Here is a 20041-nt window from a genome sequence, read left to right on the forward strand (position 1 = left end):
ACCAGCGTGATGCGCGCCTCCCGGACGGCCCTGGAGGCGCGGATCACGTGACCCGCGTCTGCTTCCGCCTGCAGGTGGGGACCGAGCACCTCGACGCCTACCGCGAGCGGCACGCCGCGGTATGGCCGGCGATGCTGCGGGCGATCGCGGCCGCGGGACGTCGGAACTACTCGCTGTTCCTCGACGACGACGGCCTGCTCATCGGGTACTACGAGACGGACTCGGTGGCGGATGCCGACGCGTCGCTCGCCGCGTCCGAGGCGGCCGCCGCGTGGGAGGCGCACATGCAGGACCTGTTCGACGGCGCGACCGGGCGGGCGGACCAGGCGGCGCGCGTGCTGCCGGAGGTCTTCAACCTCGAGGACCAGCTCGCGTCGGGCGCATCGTGAGCAGGAATGGTCGGGTCCCGTCGCCGGACCCGACCATTCCTGCTCACTGAACGACGCCCGCGGGGCACCGGGGACTGCAAGGCACCCTCGCTACCGTGGGGCCATGCAGCAGCCCGCAGCCGGGACCCTCCGCGTCCTCCACCTGTCCGACACCCACCTCACGGGCGACGGTGCCCTGCACCAGGGGTCCGTCGACACGACCGCCGCACTCGAGGGTGTGCTCGCCCGGGTCGACGGCGTCCCGGGGATCGGGCTCGTGGTGGTGTCCGGCGACGTCTCCGAGGACGGCACTCCGGAGTCGTACGCCGCAGTGCTCGAGCGCGTCGGTGGCTGGGCGGAACGCCACGGTGCGGCGCTCGTCACCGTCCCGGGCAACCACGACCTCCGCGAGGGGTTCCGACAGGTCCTCGCGAACGGCCACGTCCTCGGCGAGGGCGGCCGGCCGCTCATGCACACCATGGAGTACCACCCGCCGACCGTGCCGGTCTGGGGGCAGTCCCTCGTCGCGGGACGGCGGATCGTCACGGTCGACACGAGCGTCCCCGGGGTCGGCTACGGCGAGATCGCCGAGGCGTCGCTCGAACGACTCCGCGCCGCGCTCGCCGGCGACCACGCGCCGCACGGCACCGTCGTCGTGCTGCACCACCCGCCGCTGCCGGCACCGACCGCGCTGCACGAGGCCCTGCGGCTCCGCAACCCGGAGGCGCTCGCCGACGCGATCCGCGGCTCCGACGTCCGGGTCGTGCTCGCCGGCCACTACCACCACCACTTCGCCGGGACCCTCGCGGGCGTGCCCGTGCTCGTCGCGCCCGGTGTCGCGAACGACACCGACGTCACCGGCGCCTACGACGAGGAGTCCGCGTACGTCGACTCCGGAGCGCTCGTCGTCGACGTCGCCGAGGACGGCTCGGTCTGGTCGACACCGGTCCGCGTGCCGCGGCCGGACGCGGACCCGCTCGCGTTCGCGCTCGACGCGGACACCGTGGCGCGCGTCATCGAGGCGTCCACCGGGCAGTAGACGCACCGTTCGTCGGACGGGAGGGACGGTGCGGGCCCGCACCGTCCCTCCCGTCCGTCGTGTGCGGACGCCGGTACCCCGCGCGTTCGGGTTGCAGTCGGGAACTCCGAGTAGGCCGGTGGCACACCTGGAGCGAAGGAGCACCCCATGCGGATCGGCAGTGCAGTGCAGTACGACCGGTACGGCGACTTCGACGTCGTCGAGCTCGTCCCGCAGGAACGCCCGGAGGCGGGTCCCGGCGAGATCGTCGTCGAGATCGTCGCGGCGGGGCTCAACCACATCGAACGGTTCCTGCGGGAGGGCAAGCTCCAGGACCACATCGAGCTCACGTTCCCGGCTCGTCAGGGCGTCGACTTCGCCGGCATCGTCCGGGCGCGCGGCGACGGGGTCAGGGACCTGCGCGTCGGCGACGAGGTGATGGGGCACGCACCGACCGGCGGGTCGCACGCCACCTGGCTCGTCGTGCCGCGCGCTGCCGTCATCAAGAAGCCGGAGCACGTCGGCTGGGAGGTCGCCGGCGGCCTCTACCTGGCCGGGTGCACCGCGGTGTCGGTCGTCCGGAGCCTCAAGCTCGGACCGGAGGACACCGTCGTCATCACCGCCGCGGCCGGCGGCGTCGGGCACATCGAGTGCCAGCTCGCGCACGACGCCGGGGCGACCGTCATCGCGCTCGGCAGTGCGCGCAACCACGACTACCTCCGCCAGATCGGCACCCTGCCCGTCGTGTACGGCGAGGGCGAGGAGGAACGCATCCGAGCGATCGCGGACGGCCGCCCGGTCACCGCGTTCATCGACAACCACGGTGAGAGCCGGGCCGAGGAACTCGCGGAACGCCTCGGCGTCGCACCGGGGCGGTTCGTGTCGTCCGAGGCACGACGCGACATCGAGATCCGGTTCCTGCGGGCGCCGGCCGAGGACGAGGAGACCCGGGAACTCCTGACCCTCCTGGCGAAGGCCGTGCAGGACCGTCGCGTGCAGGTGCTCATCTCCGGGTTCTACCCGTTCGAGTACATCGTCGAGGCGTACGAGGACCTCGCCGAGATGAAGTCCCGCGGCAAGGTCGTGATCGGCATGCAGACCGTCGAGACCGGTGCACGGATGGACTGGTACCGCTCGGAGAAGGCCCGGGACCTGCGCGACCGGTACGCCGACGCGCGGGGGAGCGACTCCGAGACGATGGCGGGCGGGTCGGCGAGCCCGAGCGCCTAGCTCAGGACGTCCTTCGTGGTGAACCGGCTGTACGCCAGCGCGCCGAAGACGACGACGTAGCCGAGCTGGAGCACGGCGTTCGACCCGAACGAGTCGAACGCGATCGGGTCGCGGAGCAGGTCGCCGAACCCGAGCCACTGGTGCGAGAACAGGTACGGGTGCAACCAGTCGAGCTGCGGCAGCTGGTCGAGCACCTGGGACGCCCCGGCGAGCACCACCGTCGCGGCCATCGCACCGACCGGCACGCTCGTCAGGGTCGAGGCGAACAGCCCGATCGCCGACAGCCCGAGCATCGACAGCGTCACGTAGAGCGCGAGCAGCACGGCCCGGCCGGCGTAGGACCAGCCGTCGACCTGCGTGCCCGAGAGCAGGGTCACCGGGCCGATCGGGAACAGCACGGCGCCGATCGCGGCCCCGACCAGGACGATGAGGAGCGTCGCGGCGAGGCAGAACGCCACCGCCCCGGCGTACTTGACGAGGATGAACCGCACGCGGCCGGTCGGGGCGACGAGCAGGTAGCGGATGGTGCCTTGGCTGGCCTCGCCCGCGACGGTGTCACCCGCGACCACGCCCACGGTGAGCGGCAGGAACAGCGGGATCGACACGGTCAGCGCCGTGAACGCCACGAACAACCCGTTGTTCGTGATGTCGCCGAGGAACGCAGGACCGCCGGAGTCGTCACCGGTCGTGAGCCGGACGGCGACGGCGATGAGGATCGGCACGAGGGCGAGCGCCCCGAGCATCGCCCACGTGCGGCGGCGCCGGAAGACGAGGGCGAGCTCGGAGCCGAGGAGTGCGAAGGGGCGCTGGCGGGGACGCGGGGAGGCGCGGACGTCGTGCGACTGCGGGTCGTCCGTCGGCACGGTGGCGGCGTCAGGCTGCGACATCGAAGCCCTCTCCGGTGAGGGCGACGAAGAGGTCTTCGAGGGTGCCGCCGCCGACGGTGAGCCCGCGCACCCGGACGTCGGCGCGGACGAGCTCGGTCGTGATGGTCTCGGGCAGGACCTCTGGTGGCAGGTCGGCCACGAGGACGTCGGCACCGCCCTCGTGCCGCGGGGTCAGGCCGAGACGGCTCAGCACGGTGCCGGCCTGCCCGAGGTCGGGCGTCCGGACCGTGACCGTCCGGGCACCGGCGGCGCGGAGCTCGTCGAGCGGCCCCTGCGCGACGAGCTTGCCGGTCCGCATCACGGCGGCGTGCGTGCACACCTGCTCGATCTCGGCGAGCAGGTGGCTCGAGACGAACACGGTCGTGCCGTCGTCGGCGAGGGAGCGGATGAGGTTGCGGACCTCGCGCGTGCCCTGGGGGTCGAGGCCGTTCGTCGGTTCGTCGAGCACGAGGAGGTCCCGCGGGGCGAGCAGGGCGTTCGCGAGCCCGAGCCGCTGCTTCATGCCGAGCGAGTACGCGTGCGCCTTCTTGTCGGCCGCGTGCGAGAGCCCGACGCGATCGAGGGCGCTCGCCACCCGGGTCTTGCGGGTCCGTGGGTCGGAGGTGGGGTCGGCGGCGTCGAACCGGAACAGGTTCGCGCGGCCGGAGAGGTACGGGTAGAACGCCGGACCCTCGACGAGGGCACCGACGCGCGGCAGCACGTCGTGGAGGGCCTTCGGCATCGGTTCGCCGAGCACCTCGATCGTGCCGCCCGTCGCGCTGGAGAGCCCGAGGAGCATGCGGATCGTCGTCGTCTTGCCGGAGCCGTTCGGACCGAGGAAGCCGAACACCGCACCGCGCGGGACGGCCAGGTCGATCCCGTCGACCGCGCGCTGCTTGCGGAAGACCTTCGCCAAGCCGGTGGTGCGGATCGCGAGGGCTGTGTCGGGCGTGCTCACTCGGCTGCGGCGACCAGCGCCGACACCGGGACCGCGCCCGCGAGGACCCGGCCGTCGTCGGTGAGGTAGACCGAGACGAGCGAGGTCTGCACCGCGCGACCGCCGTCGACCGAACGGGTCAGCTGGTCGAGCAGTCCACTGGCGTCGTCGCCGAGCGCCGTCTGGTCGACCGAGCCCTTCGGCAGTTCGGCGATGGTGCTCCAGCCCGTCCCCGTGACCGTCGGCTCGTCGCCGGTGCGTCCGTGTCGGTGTTGCGCGTCGCCCGTGCCGTGGGCTGCCGCGTCGGAGAGGTCCTTCGTCTCGACCGTGGCGCCCGTGGGCGGCGTGAAGTCGAACAGGCGTGCGGCCGGCGCGCCGTACTGCAGGCTCGTGAAGCCGACCTCGACGGCGGGGTCGGACTGGCCCTTCGCCTCGATCGTGGCGCGCAGCGGGAGGCCGGTCTGCTGGTCGACCGCCAGGCGCACGGACCCGACGAGCGTGCCCGTCGACTTCGGCGTGAGGGTGATCTGCCAGGCGTCGTGGCCGGCGACCCGGACGTCCTTCGGCTTCGACACCGTGGTGCTCGGCGTGATCGCGTCGATCGCCTGCTTGGCGATGTCGGACGGCGTCGCGGCGCCGGACTCCGGTGTCCGGGCGTCCTTCGGGAGGGTGACGTGCGTCGCCGTGCGCTCCTTCGAGTCCCAGGTCCAGACGTCGGACCCGTTCCGGACGAGGTCCTGCTCGGCGAGCTGCTGCGTCAGCTGGACGCGCTGCTTGTCGGGGCCGTCGACGTAGACGCGGGCGGTGTGCGACGAGGTCAGGAGGCCGAGCGCGTCCGAGGCGTCGCCCTCGAGCGAGGAGCCGCCGGACCCGGTCGGGAGCTCCGGCAGGCCGAGGTCGCTCGTCTGCACGAGCTTGCCGGAGTACTTCGCGTCGGACGACCCCGCGATGCTGGCGATGACGTCCGCCGCGCTCGGGTTCGTCCCCGCGACCGGGTCGCTCGACGCGTTCGCGATCATCGGCGCAGCGACGGCGCCGGCGACGACGACCGGTGCGATGACGGCGGGCAGCCAGGCTGACTTCTTCATCGGTTTCCCCTCGGTGGAGCATTCGGAGTCGGCAGTACGGTACGTCGGCCCGCCGACAGTGGGCTGGGCGTTCGTAGACTCGGGGGCGACCGACGCGGGTCGGTGGCGGCGAAGGAGGCGGCATGCGGGCGGTGCTCGGTCTGGACATCGGGACGTCGAGCACGAAGGCGCTGCTCACGCGGTTCGACGGCACGGTGATCGCCGAGGTCGGACGACGGCACGAGGTCGACCGGCCGGAGCAGGGGCTCGTCGAGATGGACGCCGCGGTGTGGTGGGACGAGTTCACCGCCCTGACCCGTGAGCTGCTCGAGCGGGTGCCGGACGCCGAGGTCGAGGCCGTCGGCGTGAGCGGCATCGGCCCGTGCGTGCTCCTCACCGACGACGCCGGGGAACCGCTGCGGCCCGCGATCCTGTACGGCGTGGACACCCGGACGGCCGAGATGCTCCCCGCCGTGACGGCCGAGCTCGGCGGCGAGGACGCGGTCCGTTCCCGGTGCGGCTCCGCCCTCAGCACGCAGGCGGCCGGGGTCAAGCTCGCCTGGGTCGCCCGGCACGAACCCGACGTGTGGGCGCGTGCGGCGCGGTTCACGATGCCGTCGTCACGCGTGGTGGAGCTGCTGACGGGGGAGTACGTCCTCGACCACCACTCGGCGAGCCAGTGCACACCGCTCTACGACGTGCGCGAGGACACGTGGATCGACGCGTGGTGCGAACGGCTCGCGCCGGGGCTCGCCATGCCGCGACTGGTCTGGTCGGGTGACCGGGCCGGCACCGTGACGGCCGCGGCGGCTGCGGCCACGGGCCTCCCGGTCGGCATCCCCGTGACGGCCGGGACCATCGACGCCTGGGCCGAGGGCGTGAGCGTCGGAGCCGCGGCACCCGGTCGGATGTTCCTGCAGTACGGGACGACGATGTTCATGATCGCGCCGACCGACGAGCCGGTCTCGGTGCCGGGGATGTGGACCACCGTCGGGACCCGTCCGGGGCAGCCGAGCGTCGCCGGTGGGATGGCGACCTCCGGAGCGATCACCGACTGGCTCCGGCGGCTCGTCGACGGCGAGTGGTCGACGATGCTCGAGGAGGCCCGCTGCGCCGGCATCGGGGCGAACGGCCTGCTGATGCTGCCGTACTTCGCGGGGGAGCGGACCCCGATCGCGGACCCGGACGCACGCGGGGTGATCGCGGGCCTCACGGTGCGGCACACCCGCGGTGACCTGTACCGGGCGACGCTCGAGGCGACGGCCTACGCGGTGCGGCACAACGTCGAGGTGCTGCGCGAGGCCGGGGTCGAGGTCCATGAGCTCGTCGGCGCCGGCGGCGGGCTGCTCGGACGGCTCTGGCCGACGATCGTCTCGGACGTCACCGGGTTGCCGCAGACGGTTCCGAGCGTGACGATCGGTGCGTGCTACGGGTCGGCGTTCCTCGCGGCCGGGCTCGTCGAGGACGTGGACGTCACCGCGTGGAACCCACCGGCCGCGCGCATCGAGCCCGATCCCGCGGCGACGGCGGCGTACGAGCCGGGCTACCGCGACTACCGCGAGCTGTACGAGGCGACGAAGGCCGTCGTGCATCGGTTGGCCGCGCGCGGCTGACGTGGTGCCGGTCGCTGCGGCACAACGCAAGTGGGCCCGAACCGCGGAAAGACGCGGTTCGGGCCCACTTTGGTTGTGCGGCTCGCGCCGGCCCACGCGGAGCGCGGCGGCACACGCGGAGCGCGGCGGCCCTACGCGGACGCGTCCACGCCCGCCGGCGCGCTGCCGTCGTACTCGCAGATCGCCGCGACCTTCGAAGCGCTCGCGGACGAGCGGTCGAACTCGTAGCCGAGCCACTCGCGCGCCATGCGCCGGGCGACCTCGACGCCGACGACGCGCTGGCCCATGCAGAGGACCTGGGCGTCGTTCGACAGGATCGAGCGCTCGACGCTGAACGAGTCGTGCGCGGTGACGGCCCGGATGCCGGGGACCTTGTTCGCGGCGATCGCGACGCCGAGTCCGGTGCCGCAGATCAGGATCGCCCGGTCCGCCTCGCCGTTCGCGACGAGCCGTGCGGCGTCGACGGCGACGTGCGGGTAGGCGGTGTGGCCGCCCGCGTCGACCCCCACGTCCACCACGGACTCCACCCGCGGATCGGCGAGCAGGTCGGCCTTGATGATCTCCTTGTAGTCGAACCCTGCGTCGTCCGAACCGACCACGAGACGGTACGTCATGCGTGTGTCCCTTCCTTGTCTGCTGCACGGGTGGCGAGGACCTCGCCGACCCGCGTGAGGATCATCCCCATCGAGGTGGCACCCGCATCGGGTGTCCCCAGGCTCTTCTCCGCCAGCGGCCGGGCACGCCCGACCTTCGGCTTGAGGTCTGCGGTCGCAGCGGCTTCCGTGACCGCGACCTGCGCGGCAGCCTGCCACGCCTCGGTGAGCGGCGTGCCAGCCTCGACGCCGCCCCGCAGCTCGTCGACGAACGGGAGCAGCGCGTCGAGCAGCGTCTTGTCCCCGCGGGACGCCCCGCCGAGGTGCACGATCGAGTCCGCGAACGCCTGCGCCGCCTCGACGACGTCGGACGCCTCGTAAGCGGAGCGGTCGTCGCGGAGCGACCGGCCGAACGCCTCGAGCGCCGCACCCCACAGGACCCCGGAGGTGCCGCCCGCGAACTCGGCCCACGCGTCACCGGCGCGTCCGAGGACGAAGGCGACGCCTGCCTCCTGGCCCGCCCGGTCGACCGCCTTGCGGGCCGCACCGATCCCCTTCACCATGCCGCGTCCGTGGTCGCCGTCCCCGGCGACCGCGTCGATGCGGCCGAGCTCCTCCTCGTGCTCCCGCAGGAGCGCGTCGATCGCCTCGATCGCGGCGCGCGCCGTCTGCGCGGCCTGCCTGGAGGCGCCACTCGCGTCCGGCACGACCGTCGCCTCGTCCTCGGCGGCGTCCACGGCGTCGGCCGGCACGAGCGCCGCGACCGGCGCCGCCACCTTGCGGTACGCGGGCGTGTACGCGTCGGCCCTCCACAGCGTCTCGAGCTCGTCGTCGAGCCACTGCAGGGTGAGCGAGCAGCCGCCCATGTCGAGGCTCGTGACGAGTTCACCCACCTCGGGCTCGACGACCTCGATCCCGGCGTCCTGCAGGAGCGGGAGCACACGGCCCCAGAGCAGGAAGAGCTCCTCGTACTTGGTGTCGCCGAGACCGTTCAGGATCGGCGCGACCCGGGTGCCGGCGGCCTCCGGGCGGTCCGCGAGCAGCCGCTCGACGAGGAGCGACGCGAGTTCGGTCGCACGGAGGAGCGGGACGTCCTCGATGCCCGGCTCGCCGTGGATGCCGAGCCCGAGGCCGAGGTGGCCCTCGGGGACGGTGAAGAGCGGCTCGGTCGCGCCGGGCATCGTGCAGCCGGAGAACGCGACGCCGATGGTGCGGGTCGCCCGGTTGGATGCGGTGCCGATGCGCTCGACCTCGTCGAGGTCGGCTCCGGCGGCCGCCGCGGCACCCATGGCCTTGAAGACCGAGAAGTCACCGGCGATGCCGCGGCGCTTCGACTCCTCGTCGGCGCTGGCGATGTCGTCGGTGACGACCACGATGCGGGTGTCGATGCCCTCGGCGTTCAGCCGCTCGGCCGCGAGCCCGAAGTTCATCGTGTCGCCGGCGTAGTTGCCGAACGACAGCACGACGCCCTTCCCCTGGTCCGCCGCCTTGGCGACCGAGTAGACCTGCGCCGTGGACGGCGAGGTGAAGATGTTGCCGACGACGGCCCCGGTGGCGAACCCCGGCCCGACCACGCCGCAGAACGCGGGGTAGTGGCCGGAACCGCCGCCGACGACGACCGCGACCTGCGGCTCGGCGCCCTCCGTCGGCAGGGCGACGACGCCGCCGTGGACACCGCGGACCCGGTCCGCGTAGAGGGCGAGCCAGCCCGCGAGCTGGTCCTCGGCGAACTCCTCCGGGTCGTCGTGGATCGTGGTCATGGTGCTTGTCCTTCGCATCGAGTGGGGGTGGTGCACCGGGCGACGGCGGGACGGCCGCCGTCGCCCGGGGTTCAGTGTCCTCGGTCTCCCTGCGGGACCTTGAGGAAGTGGATCATCACGAACGCGCAGGCGTACAGGCCGACGAACGTCCAGGTCACGGCCTGGCCGCCACCGCCCAGGGCGAGCACCGCGGCGACGACGCCCGTACCGAGGAACGCGGCTCCGCCGGCGGCGGTGGTGTACATCGCCATCGCGGCGCCCTTGTGCTCGGGGGCGAGCGCCGGCATGATCGCGCCCATCGGGACGAAGCCCGCGAGCAGGCAGCCGAACACGCAACCGGCGACGACGGAGAGCACGTAGCCCCAGTCGGACCCGGCGGGGACGAGCTGCGGGACGTACCACCAGGCGATGAGCCCGAGGGCGGACCCGACGATGCCGAACCACTTGACGGTGCGCTGCCAGCCGATCTTGTCGCCGACCCAGCCGAACAGGGCGTTCACGAGGATGTTCGTCGCGTAGACGCACACCGTCATGAGCAGCCACCGGCTCTGGCCCCAGCCGCGCTCGTTCGCGATCACGGCCGGGAGGATGACGAACATGCCGAACTCCGGCGCGGTGTTGATCAGACGGACGAGGAAGCCCATCAGGATCTTCGGTCGCGTGGCCGTCAGGCGGATGCCGCTCGTCAGCACGCGCCAGGCGCTCTCGCCCTCCGGTGCGATGCGGGAGAACCCGTTCGGCAGGCGCACCCCGAACAGCAGGATGAGGAACCCGATCACGACGAGGCCGATCGAGGCGATCATCGCGCCGGTCTCACCGACCGTGCCGCCGCCGAACACCGGGATGGCGCCGATCGCGAAGAGCGAGCCGAGCGTGGGCAGACCGCCGGTGAAGGCGACGTAGAACCAGCCGACGGCCGAGCCGTTGCGCTCCACGGGCGTCGTGATGTTCACCCAGACCAGGAACGCGAAGGCGAACAGCGGGTACCCGAAGCCGCGGATGGCGTAGGCGACGGCGGCGAACGGCACGCTGCCGAGCCCGAGGGCGATGAGGAACAGGACCTCGAACACGACCCAGACGGCGAACCCGAGGATCATCACCCGTCGCGGACCGACCAGGTCGGCGAGGGCGCCGGAGACGTAGCTCCCCACCAGGGCGGCGAGGCTGTAGAACGTGACGATCGTCGCGACCGTGGCCTCGGGGGAGCCGAGGACCGCGACCATGTGCGGCGTGATGAAGTTCGACTCGACGCCGTTGCCGGTCATGAAGACCAGGACGGCGAGGAAGCCGAGGGCGAGCGGGCGGGGGATGCCCATCTTGTCGAGCCGGCCCTCGGTGCGGGGCATCGTCGGCGCACCGGTGGCGCGCTGTGTCGTCGTTGACATGCTTGCTGACTCCTGTTGTGGCTGCGGCTCAGGCCTGCAGGGACGGGATGATCGAGACCTTGACGCTCGCGCCCGCGGAGTCGCCGACGAGGTCGAGGGCCTCCTGGAAGCGCTCGAGCGGGAACTGGTGCGTGCAGATCTCCGACATCGGCAGGGTCTCGGCCTCGAGCAGCTTGATCGCCGCCGGCCAGGTGTGCGGGCCGAGGTGGGCACCGCGGACGTCGAGCTCCTTGTCGTCCGAGATGATCGACCAGTCGACGGACACGTTGTCCTTGAAGACCGAGTACTCGACGAACGTGCCGAGCTTGCGGAGCAGGTTGAGGCCCTGCGGGACCGCGGACGGGTGCCCGGTCGCCTCGATGTAGACGTCGGCGCCGTACCCGTCGGTGAGTTCCTTGACCCGGGCGACCGCGTCGTCCTGGGCGATGTTGATCGTGATGTCGGCACCGACCTTGCGGGCGAGTTCGAGCTTGTCCTCGACGACGTCGAGCGCGATGATCCGCAGCGGGTTCTTCTGGCGGGCACCGGCGATCGCGGAGAGCCCGATCGGCCCGGCGCCCGCGATGACGACGGTGTCGCCGAACTTGATGTCGCCCCGCTCGACGGCGTGGAACGCGCACGAGAGCGGCTCGGCGAAGGCGGCGACCTGCCCGGGGAGGGCGCTCGACACCGGGTGGGTCAGGGCCTTCGCCGGCACCAGGACGTACTCGGCCATCGCGCCGTCGTAGCCCTTGAAGCCGAACATGTCGTGCACGTTGCACATCCAGTACGCGCCCTCGAGGCAGTAGCGGCACTCCCAGCACGGCACGATCTGCTCGCAGGCGATCCGGTCGCCCACGGACACCCCGCGCTTGGTGAGGGCGGCGTCGTCACCGGCGACGATCGTGCCGACGAACTCGTGGCCGGGGATCCGGTCCTTCTCAGCCCAGGCCGGACGGTTCTCGTCGCCCCAGAACTTCGCGGCGCCGTGGTAGCACTTCAGGTCACTCGCGCAGATGCCGACGGCGTCGGTGCGGAGCAGGAGTTCGCCGGGTCCGGGGGTCGGGACGGGGCGGGTCTCGAGGCGGTAGTCCTCGGGACCGTGGACCACGACGGCGCGCATCGTGGTCGGGATCTCGGTGGGCGTCGCGGCCGTGGTGGTCGCGTTCTCGGTCGTCGTCGACATGAGCTGCTCCTTCGTCGGGGTGCTTCGGCGACGACTGTACACCTCGCGGAACGTTTGTCCAGAACACAATTTCTGGTACGGTCGGCGCAACGCAAGGGAGCGAACATGACCACCGACTTCGCCGCAGCCCTCCGACCGGGCCCGGACACGATCGACCTGACGAACGACTTCAGCGGCCGCACGGCGGTGGTCACGGGTGGGGCGTCCGGCATCGGCAACGCGATCGCCGTGGCCCTCGCGGCCCGCGGTGCCCGGGTCGCCGTCGTCGACGTGCGGGCGGACGGCGCAGCAGCCGCCGCGGCAGCGCTGCCGACCCCCGGCGAACCGGCCCACCTCGGCCTCGGCTGCGACGTCACGGACGAGACGTCGGTGGCCCGCGCGGTCGCCGCCGTCACCGGTGCCGCCGGCCGGATCGACGTCCTCGTGAACTGCGCCGGCGTCGCGCTGCTCGCCCCCGCCGAGGACCTCGACCCCGGTGCCTGGGCCACGACCATCGACGTCAACCTCACCGGCACCTACCGGGTCGCCCAGGCCGTCGGGCGCCACATGCTCGCCGCCGGGTACGGCCGGATCGTGAACATCGCCTCGCAGGCAGCGCACGTCGGCATCGACGGCCACGCGGCGTACTGCGCGTCGAAGGCCGGTGTCATCGGGCTCACCCGCGTGCTCGCGCTCGAGTGGGGCGGACGGGGCGTCACCGTCAACACCGTGTCGCCGACGGTCGTGCTGACCGACCTCGGCCGCGGGGCGTGGGCGAACGAGAAGGGCCTGCGCCACCAGGACGAGATCCCCACCGGACGGTTCGCGACACCCGACGAGATCGCCGCCGCCGTCCTGTTCCTCGCCGGGGAGTCGAGCGCCATGGTGAACGGCGCCGACCTCCGCGTGGACGGCGGGTTCACGATCCGCTGACGTGTGCCAGGGCTACGATCGCCCCATGTCCGCCGAGAACCCCGCCGCCGAGGGTGCCCGGACCCGCTTCCCGCTCGACACCGTCTACCAGGCCGCGCGGATGTACTACCTCGAGGACGCCACCCAGGTCGAGATCGCCTCGCGCCTCGGAGTGTCCCGTCCGACGGTCAGCCGGCTCGTCGCCGAGGCACGGAAGGCCGGCCTGGTCCGGATCGAGGTCGTCGACCCGTTCCAGGACGAGACCGTCGCGCTCGCCGAACGGCTGCAGGTGGTGCTCGGACTCCGTGCCGTGCACCTCGCCGCCGTGACGCACACCGCCACGCTCGGCGCCGACCTCGCCGCCCCGCTCGCCGCCGCGGTCGAGGGGATGGGGCTCGTGCCGGGCGACGCCGTGCTCATGTCGTCGGGTCGGACGGTGTACGACGTCGCGCACGCGGGCATGCCGCAGCTGCCGGGCGTGCAGCTCGTCCCGACGGTCGGCGGGCAGGCCGACCCGATGCCGTGGTTCCAGACGAACGAGATCACCCGCGCCGCCGCCGAGCACTCCGGCGCGATCCCGGCGTTCCTGTTCGCACAAGCCCTGCCGTCACCGGCGATGCGGTCCTCGCTCGACGAGGACCCCGCGTTCCAGCACGTCGTCGGCCTGTGGGGTCGGGCGAAGGGCGCCATCCTCGGCATCGGCGCGCCGACCCCGACCCGCGACGCACTCGCGCGGGGCGTCCCGGTCGAGGACGCCGTCTTCGACCAGGCGGCGGGTGACGTCTGCCTCAACTTCTACGCCGCGGACGGCTCGGCGATCGAGTTCCCGGGCAGCGACCGGATGGTGCGCACCTCCCGCGAGGTCCTCTCCGCCGTCCCGCACGCGATCGGCGTCGCGGTCGGTGCCGCGAAGGTGTCGAGCATCGTCGGCGCCGTCCGCGGGCGTCTCGTCAACGAGCTGGTCACCGACGCGGCCACGGCGCGCGCCCTGCTGGACGCGCTCGCCTGAGCGGTCCCCACCTGTGGGCCCGGAGGCGCGGTGCGGGCCCGCACCGCGCCTCCAGGCCCACAGATGGTGCGTCTACTGCGTGCGCCGCACGTCCCACAGGTGGTGCACCGGGTCGTGCGCGTAGTAGGTGGCGAGCGTGGCGACGGTGAACGCGCTGCCGTCGGACCGGAGGCCGGTGCGTCCCAGCTGGTCCTCCCGGACGTCGTCGAAGGCCCGGGCAGCACGGTGCGCCGCCTCGCCGAGCTCCCGCACGACGGCGGCGGGGTCCTGCTCGCCGTAGCGGTCCTCGACGGCCGTGGCGTCCTGGTCCCAGTTCGGGAAGGTCGGGGCGTCCTCGGTGAGCATGAGCGTCAACCGCTCCGCCATCTTCCGGTGGACGTCACGCACGTGCGCGGCGTACTCGAGCGGTGACCAGGTGTGGTCGTCGGGGCGGTCGCGCACGTCCGCACGGTCGAGGACCGCCGGCCACGCCGAGGTGTTCGCGTCGATGATCCCCGGGACGTCGCGGATCGTGACCGCACTGCCGTCGTAGCCGCACTCGGGGCACGCGGACTCGATGACCCACGTCCAGTTCTTCGTCTCGGGTTCGATCGCCATGACTGGATGTTATGGCCTCGTTACCGTCCGCCCCGATCCGCGTGCCCGAGGCGATCGGCGCTGACCCCCGTTCGGGTGACACGCCGGTTCCTGTGAATCACCGGCCAATGACATTTCGGTTGCTCGGTAACGTCGTCCGCTGTTCCCGGGCCGGTACCCGTCGGCCCGCCGATCCTCGAGGAGAGATGCATGGGCTCCGATCCCAGCAGTACCCCCACCCGACCGCACCGACGCCTGCGCGAGAGCGACGTCACCGTGGTCGACAAGAGCATGATGCGCCGTGCCGTGAGCGGCATGGTCGTCGGCAACACCATGGAGTGGTACGACGTCGGCGTCTACGGCTACCTGGCCGTCACGATGGGGAAGGTCTTCCTCCCCACGGCCGAACCCTCGGTCCAGATCCTGTTCAGCCTCGGTGTCTTCGCGGCGACGTACATCGCCCGGCCGCTCGGCGGCATCGTGTTCGGTCGTCTCGGTGACCGCATCGGGCGGCAGAAGGTCCTCGCGACGACGCTCATCATGATGGCGGCGTCCACGTTCCTCATCGGGGCGCTGCCCGCCTACGCCACGATCGGCGTGTTCGCGCCGATCGTCCTCGTCGTGCTCAAGCTCGCGCAGGGCTTCTCGACCGGCGGTGAGTACGCCGGCGCGACGACGTTCGTGACCGAGTACGCGCCGGACCGCCGCCGCGGCTTCTTCGCCAGCATCCTCGACTTCGGCAGCTACCTGGGCTTCGCGCTCGGGGCCACCGTCGTCTCGGTGCTGCAGCTCACCCTGGGTGAGGAGGCGATGACCGCCTACGGCTGGCGCTTCCCGTTCCTCGCCGCCGGGGTGATCGGCGTCGTCGCGATCTACTTCCGCCTGCGCATCGAGGAGTCGCCGGTGTTCCAGGCCACCCAGGCCGCGCAGGAGGCCGCGTCCGAGACCCGTGCCTCGCTGTCCGGGGAGCGCCCGGCGAACGTGTTCGTCATGGTCCGCGACCACTGGCGCCCGATCGTCATCGCCGTGATGCTCGTCGCCGCGTCGAACACCGTCGGGTACGCGCTGACCTCGTACATGCCGACGTACCTCACCGACTCGCTCGGCTACTCGGCGCTCGACGGCACGCTGCTCACCATCCCGGTGCTCGTGCTGCTCGCGGTGATGCTCCCGCTCACGGGCAAGCTGTCCGACAAGCTCGGCCGTCGCGTCGTGATGTGGATCGGTGCCGCGACCACCGTCGTGCTCGTCGTCCGGGCGTTCCTGCTGATCGGGCACGGCGCGCAGTGGTCGACGCTCGCCGGGCTCGGGCTCCTCGCGCTCATGACGGCGCTGTGGGTCTCGAACCAGGCGGCCTCGCTGCCGGCGCTGTTCCCGACGTCGACCCGGTACGGCGGCATGGGGTTCGCCTACAACATCGCGATCGCGGTGTTCGGCGGGACCACGCCCCTCATCGTGCAGGCCCTGCTCACGGCGACGGGCGACGAGCTCGCGCCGGCGTACTTCCTGATGGCGATGAGCGTCGTCGGGGCGATCGGGGTTTTCTGCATGAAGGAGTCCTCGCGACGCCCGCTGCCGGGGTCGATGCCGGCGGTGGAGACCGCTGAGGAAGCCCGCGAGCTCGTCCTCACGCAGGACACGAACCCGAACCTCGACCTGGGGGACCTGCCGTTCGCCGCCGAGGACGCTGCCCGCCGTGCGCGCGAGCGGGAGATGAGCGCGGTGCGCTGACGCGGCCTGCTGACGCGACCACGGACGGGAGGCGCGGGCGTCACTCTTTCCGGTGCTCCTCCGACGGGTCGAGCGCCGGCCACACCGGGAACGGGTCGACCCACGTGCGCCACACCTCCGGCCCCGCGAGCAGCTCGTCCGACGTGAGGAGCGCCCCGTCCAGCGCCCGCTCGATGGCCGGCACGTCCAACCGCTCGCCGACGAACCAGAGCGCCTGCCCGATCGGCGCGTCCGCGTCCCACGACGGGTTCGCGGTCGGGTCGAGCGCCAGCATCGCCCCGAGGCTCGACCACGACCCGACGTGGTCCGGCCGGGAGGCGAGCCGGAAGAACCCACGGGACCGCAGCACCCGGCCGTTCCGCCCCGCGGTCAGCTCCCGTTCGATCACCGACGCGAGGCGGCCGGGGTGGAAGGGCAGCGGCTCCCGGTAGCGCAGCGCGACCAGGCCGTCCCGCGGGTCCCGTCCGCCCGAGCCCGAGAGTGCGCGCATCCATCCCGCTCCCTGGGCGAGGACCCGCGCCGCTCCGCCGTTCGACGCGGGCAGGTCGGCCGCGCTCCCAATCGACGAGAGCGCCACGACGACCGCCTGCGGGGCCAACCGGTGGAGCAGCGCGAGCAGTCCGCGGCGGCGCCCCAGCGGCACCGGGCCGACCCGGTCGAGGACGATCACCGTGGCGTACTCGACGAGCGACGCCACGCGGTCGGCCGCGACGAACGCGTCGTCGACCTCGGACCAGAGCAGGTGCGCCACGTCGTCCGCGCGCAGCACGCTCACCACGTGGCGGAGCACCCGGTCGTCGCCGGTCTCCGCGCGCGCGGCGTTGGCGAGCATCATCCCCACCGCACGCGTGTCGGCACCCGGCGGGAGCGTGACGACGAGCCCGTGGTCGGCATCCGGCCCGCAGACCCGGTCGAGGTGCTCGGCGCGGTCGGCGACGGCTCGGACCGCGGCGACGGCGTTCGCGGGCGCGTGCATCCGGTGACCGGTCGCGAGCCGGACGGCCACGCGGTCGGCGTCGACGTCGTGCAGGGCGGAGACGAGGGTGATGGCGGCGGGACGCATGTCGGCTAATGTACATGATCATCGTTCTCAACAATGAGGACACCGACGCAGGAGGTCGCTCGTGAAGGTCCGCAACTCGCTCAAGGCGCTCAAGAAGATCCCGGGGTCGCAGGTGGTCCGCCGCCGCGGCCGTGTCTACGTCATCAACAAGCAGAACCCCCGGTGGAACACCCGGCAGGGGTGACGTCACCGGCGTTCCGTAGGGTGGCTCCATGCGACTGCTGCTCATCCGCCACGGCCAGACCCCAGCGAACGTGAACGGCGTGCTCGACGCCGTCGTCCCCGGACCGGGCCTGACCGAACTCGGGCAGCAGCAGGCCGACGCCCTGCCGGCAGCGCTCGCCGACCGGGGGATCGAGCGGCTGTTCGTCTCGACGATGGTCCGCACGCAGATCACCGCGGCGCCCCTCGCCACGTCGCTCGGCCTCGAGCCGGTGGTGCTGCCGGGCCTCCGCGAGATCGAGGCCGGCGACACCCAGGGCAAGCGCGACCAGGTGTCCGTGCAGACGTACATCTCGACCGTGCACGGCTGGTCGCTCGGGGACCGCACCACCCGGATGCCCGGTGCCGAGAGCGGCGTCGAGTTCTTCGCGCGCTACGACGACGCGGTCCGGCAGATCCTCGAGACCGGCGTCGACGTGGCGGCCGCGGTCAGCCACGGAGCGGCCATCCGGACGTGGGCGAGTGCCGCGGCCGACAACACGCCGGACCACTTCGGCACGAAGCGCCACCTCGAGAACACCGGGATCGTCGAGCTCGAGGGGTCGTTCGACGACGGCTGGCGCCTCGTCGACTGGGAGGGCGAGCCCGTCGGTGGCGAGCAGCTCATCGACCGGACGGCGCAGGACCCGACCGGCGAGCGGTTCTGACGCGACCAGCAGACGGACGGGAGGCGCGGTGCCAGCTGGCACCGCGCCTCCCGTCCGTGGTCGGTCGCGTGGACTACGCGAGCTGCGATGCGGACGTCAGCGGCACGATCACCCGGTGCGCTTTGCGCAGGACGTCGAGCGTCTGCTGGACCTCGTCCGCACGCTCCTCGGGCGTCCAGCCGAGCGACCCGGCGAGCACGTCGGCCAGCTCGTCGAGCAGGTCGATCGTGACGCCGCCGACGAACGCGAGGTTCGTGCGGCGCAGCACCACGTCGACCAGGTGCACGGCCTGCTCGTGCTCCGCGAAGTACGCGACCTCGGCGCGGGTCAGCGCCGGGTCCGACTCGAGGGGCTCGACCGGTCCGTCGACCAGGACGTCGACGACCTCGGCGGCACGGGTGCCGTAGCGCTCGAGCAGCCCCTCGACGACGGACGCGTCGAGACCGTCGCGGTGCGACTTGATCCAGAGGGCGCGCTGGGCGTCCGTGGTCGGGAAGTCCTTGCCGCCGCCGATCGCCATGCCGGTCGTGTCGACCGTCCGGGTGATGCCGAGCTTCGTCGTGACGTCGGTGGAGAGGTGCGCGGCGAGGGCGCGGAACGTGGTCCACTTGCCGCCGACGAGCGACAGCACCGTGGTCCGCGGCAGCCCGGCGATCGGGGTGTCCACGATCCGGTAGTCGCGCGAGACGAAGCCGGGGGCGGTGTCCTCGTGCCGGGGGAGCGGGCGGATGCCGGAGTAGCTGTAGACGATGTGGTCGCGGGTGAGCTCGATCTGCGGGAAGACGTGCTCCACCAGGCCGAAGAAGTAGTCGATCTCCTCGTCGGTGGTGGTGACGGGCTTCGCCGGGTCGGCGTCGATGTCCGTCGTGCCGATGAGCACCCGGCCCTTGAGCGGGTAGATGAGCACGATGCGGCCGTCGTTGTTCTCGAAGAACAGCTCGCGGCCCTTCGTCGCCTCGAGCAGCTCGGGGTTGTCGACGACGATGTGGGAGCCCTTCGTGCCGCCCATGAACTTCGTCTCGCCGCCGAACGCCTGGTTCGTGAGGTCGGTCCAGGGACCGGACGCGTTCACGACGACGTCCGCCGTGAAGACGAACTCCTCGCCGGTCTCACGGTCGCGGAGCAGGACGCCACCGTCGCGGGTCCCGGCGGCCTCGACGTAGTTCACCGCACGGGCGGTCGACGCCGAGCCCTCACCCGTCCCCGCGGCGAGGCCGTCCTTGAGCACGTCGAGCGCCAGGCGCTCCGGCTCGTGCACCGAGGCGTCGTAGTAGGTGCCCGTGTACTTGAGGTCCTTGTTGAGCGCCGGCATGTCCGCGAGCGCGGCCTTCTTCGTGAGGAAGCGGTGCTTCGGGACCGAACCGCCGTCGCGCGAGAAGGAGTCGTAGATCGTCATGCCGATCTTGATGAGCGCGGCACCGCGCTCCTTCGTCGAGCGCTGCTTGTGCGTGAGCATCCGCAGCGGGGCGTTCATGATGCCCGAGAAAGTCGAGAAGATCGGCATCGTGGTCTGCAGCGGCTTGACGTAGTGCGGGGCGATGCGGATGAGGCCGTTGCGCTCCTGCACGCTCTCGCGGACGAGGCGGAACTCGCCGTTCTCGAGGTACCGGATGCCGCCGTGGATCATGTGGCTCGACGCGGCGGACGCGCCCGAGGCGTAGTCACCGCGCTCGACGAGGGCCACGTCGACCCCCTGCAGGGCGAGGTCGCGGAAGGTGGCGATGCCGTTGATGCCGCCACCGACCACGAGGACCTGTGCGTTCGGGCGCTCCGTGAGCGCGTTCACCGTGTTCCGGGGCTGCGTCTTCTTCGACATTGCTGCGTCGCTTCCTTCGTGGGTTCCGTGGTGGTTCGACATCGATCGTGCGCCTCCGTGAGAAGGCGGGCAACTCGCGTGCAC

General features: G+C 72.1%; 19 protein-coding genes. 9 read left to right on the forward strand and 10 right to left on the reverse strand.

Annotation, left to right across the window (positions count from 1 at the left end):
• Positions 1–47: 47 nt before the first annotated feature.
• The 3 genes from BM028_RS09420 (at position 48) to BM028_RS09430 (ending at position 2616) form a co-directional block, all read left to right on the forward strand.
• Positions 48–389, forward strand: coding sequence for an L-rhamnose mutarotase (locus tag BM028_RS09420; protein WP_092386173.1), 342 nt, complete (start codon positions 48–50; stop codon positions 387–389).
• 103 nt (positions 390–492) lie between these two features.
• Positions 493–1407, forward strand: a complete 915-nt coding sequence (locus BM028_RS09425; protein ID WP_071295615.1) for a metallophosphoesterase — start codon at positions 493–495, stop codon at positions 1405–1407.
• Positions 1408–1554: 147 nt separating this feature from the next.
• Positions 1555–2616 (forward strand): NADP-dependent oxidoreductase, encoded by a 1062-nt coding sequence (locus BM028_RS09430; RefSeq protein ID WP_092386175.1) that lies wholly within the window; start codon positions 1555–1557, stop codon positions 2614–2616.
• Here the strand turns inward: BM028_RS09430 and BM028_RS09435 are convergent.
• The 3 genes from BM028_RS09435 to BM028_RS09445 are packed head-to-tail and all read right to left on the reverse strand — an operon-like array spanning position 2613 to position 5507.
• Entirely contained in the window at positions 2613–3503 is an 891-nt protein-coding gene (locus tag BM028_RS09435; protein ID WP_302847581.1) for an ABC transporter permease, read from the reverse strand. The two genes, BM028_RS09430 and BM028_RS09435, sit on opposite strands and share 4 nt — an antisense overlap.
• A complete protein-coding gene (locus tag BM028_RS09440) occupies positions 3490–4440 on the reverse strand; it encodes an ABC transporter ATP-binding protein (protein WP_092386177.1) in 951 nt (316 codons plus the stop codon). The genes BM028_RS09435 and BM028_RS09440 overlap by 14 nt, the downstream gene beginning before the upstream one ends.
• The gene (locus BM028_RS09445; protein WP_070418247.1) at positions 4437–5507 is read right to left on the reverse strand and encodes a LolA family protein; all 1071 of its coding nucleotides are present in this window, start codon (positions 5505–5507) and stop codon (positions 4437–4439) included. The genes BM028_RS09440 and BM028_RS09445 overlap by 4 nt, the downstream gene beginning before the upstream one ends.
• Before the next feature lie 122 nt (positions 5508–5629).
• On the opposite strand from BM028_RS09445, the gene BM028_RS09450 reads away from it, so the two are divergent.
• Positions 5630–7099 (forward strand): FGGY-family carbohydrate kinase, encoded by a 1470-nt coding sequence (locus BM028_RS09450; RefSeq protein WP_092386179.1) that lies wholly within the window; start codon positions 5630–5632, stop codon positions 7097–7099.
• Between the two features lie 131 nt (positions 7100–7230).
• On the opposite strand, the gene BM028_RS09455 is transcribed toward BM028_RS09450, so the two are convergent.
• From BM028_RS09455 to BM028_RS09470, 4 genes are all read right to left on the reverse strand, one after another.
• Positions 7231–7713, reverse strand: a complete 483-nt coding sequence (locus BM028_RS09455) for a ribose-5-phosphate isomerase (RefSeq protein WP_092386181.1) — start codon at positions 7711–7713, stop codon at positions 7231–7233.
• Positions 7710–9452: a dihydroxyacetone kinase family protein gene (locus tag BM028_RS09460; RefSeq protein WP_092386183.1), complete on the reverse strand. Its 1743-nt coding sequence runs from the start codon at positions 9450–9452 to the stop codon at positions 7710–7712. Before BM028_RS09460 ends, BM028_RS09455 begins: the two co-directional genes overlap by 4 nt.
• A 71-nt stretch (positions 9453–9523) precedes the next feature.
• Positions 9524–10837, reverse strand: a complete 1314-nt coding sequence (locus BM028_RS09465) for an MFS transporter (protein WP_217647243.1) — start codon at positions 10835–10837, stop codon at positions 9524–9526.
• A 28-nt stretch (positions 10838–10865) separates the two neighbouring features.
• Positions 10866–12002, reverse strand: coding sequence for a zinc-binding dehydrogenase (locus tag BM028_RS09470; RefSeq protein WP_071295623.1), 1137 nt, complete (start codon positions 12000–12002; stop codon positions 10866–10868).
• A 105-nt stretch (positions 12003–12107) separates the two neighbouring features.
• On the opposite strand from BM028_RS09470, the gene BM028_RS09475 reads away from it, so the two are divergent.
• Entirely contained in the window at positions 12108–12914 is an 807-nt protein-coding gene (locus tag BM028_RS09475; protein ID WP_071295624.1) for a GolD/DthD family dehydrogenase, read from the forward strand.
• Between the two features lie 25 nt (positions 12915–12939).
• Complete coding sequence (locus BM028_RS09480) at positions 12940–13902, forward strand: sugar-binding transcriptional regulator (protein WP_070418254.1); 963 nt, start codon at positions 12940–12942, stop codon at positions 13900–13902.
• A gap of 72 nt (positions 13903–13974) precedes the next feature.
• On the opposite strand, the gene BM028_RS09485 is transcribed toward BM028_RS09480, so the two are convergent.
• Entirely contained in the window at positions 13975–14499 is a 525-nt protein-coding gene (locus BM028_RS09485; protein ID WP_092386185.1) for a DinB family protein, read from the reverse strand.
• Positions 14500–14688: 189 nt separating this feature from the next.
• On the opposite strand from BM028_RS09485, the gene BM028_RS09490 reads away from it, so the two are divergent.
• Complete coding sequence (locus tag BM028_RS09490) at positions 14689–16209, forward strand: MFS transporter (RefSeq protein ID WP_092386187.1); 1521 nt, start codon at positions 14689–14691, stop codon at positions 16207–16209.
• A 40-nt stretch (positions 16210–16249) separates the two neighbouring features.
• Here BM028_RS09490 and BM028_RS09495 read toward each other — a convergent pair whose 3' ends face one another.
• The gene (locus BM028_RS09495) at positions 16250–17272 is read right to left on the reverse strand and encodes a GTP-binding protein (protein WP_092386189.1); all 1023 of its coding nucleotides are present in this window, start codon (positions 17270–17272) and stop codon (positions 16250–16252) included.
• Positions 17273–17333: 61 nt separating this feature from the next.
• Here BM028_RS09495 and ykgO point away from each other — a divergent pair, with 61 nt between their 5' ends.
• Positions 17334–17456, forward strand: a complete 123-nt coding sequence (ykgO, locus tag BM028_RS09500; RefSeq protein WP_022905672.1) for a type B 50S ribosomal protein L36 — start codon at positions 17334–17336, stop codon at positions 17454–17456.
• A gap of 28 nt (positions 17457–17484) precedes the next feature.
• Positions 17485–18141 carry a histidine phosphatase family protein gene (locus tag BM028_RS09505; RefSeq protein WP_071302701.1) on the forward strand — a complete coding sequence of 219 codons (657 nt, stop codon included), beginning with the start codon at positions 17485–17487 and terminating at the stop codon, positions 18139–18141.
• A 73-nt stretch (positions 18142–18214) separates the two neighbouring features.
• On the opposite strand, the gene BM028_RS09510 is transcribed toward BM028_RS09505, so the two are convergent.
• Complete coding sequence (locus BM028_RS09510) at positions 18215–19957, reverse strand: glycerol-3-phosphate dehydrogenase/oxidase (RefSeq protein ID WP_092386191.1); 1743 nt, start codon at positions 19955–19957, stop codon at positions 18215–18217.
• Positions 19958–20041 lie beyond the last annotated feature (84 nt).

Origin of the sequence: Curtobacterium sp. YR515 (genome assembly GCF_900113095.1) — a bacterium.
In the GTDB taxonomy this organism is placed as follows: domain Bacteria; phylum Actinomycetota; class Actinomycetes; order Actinomycetales; family Microbacteriaceae; genus Curtobacterium.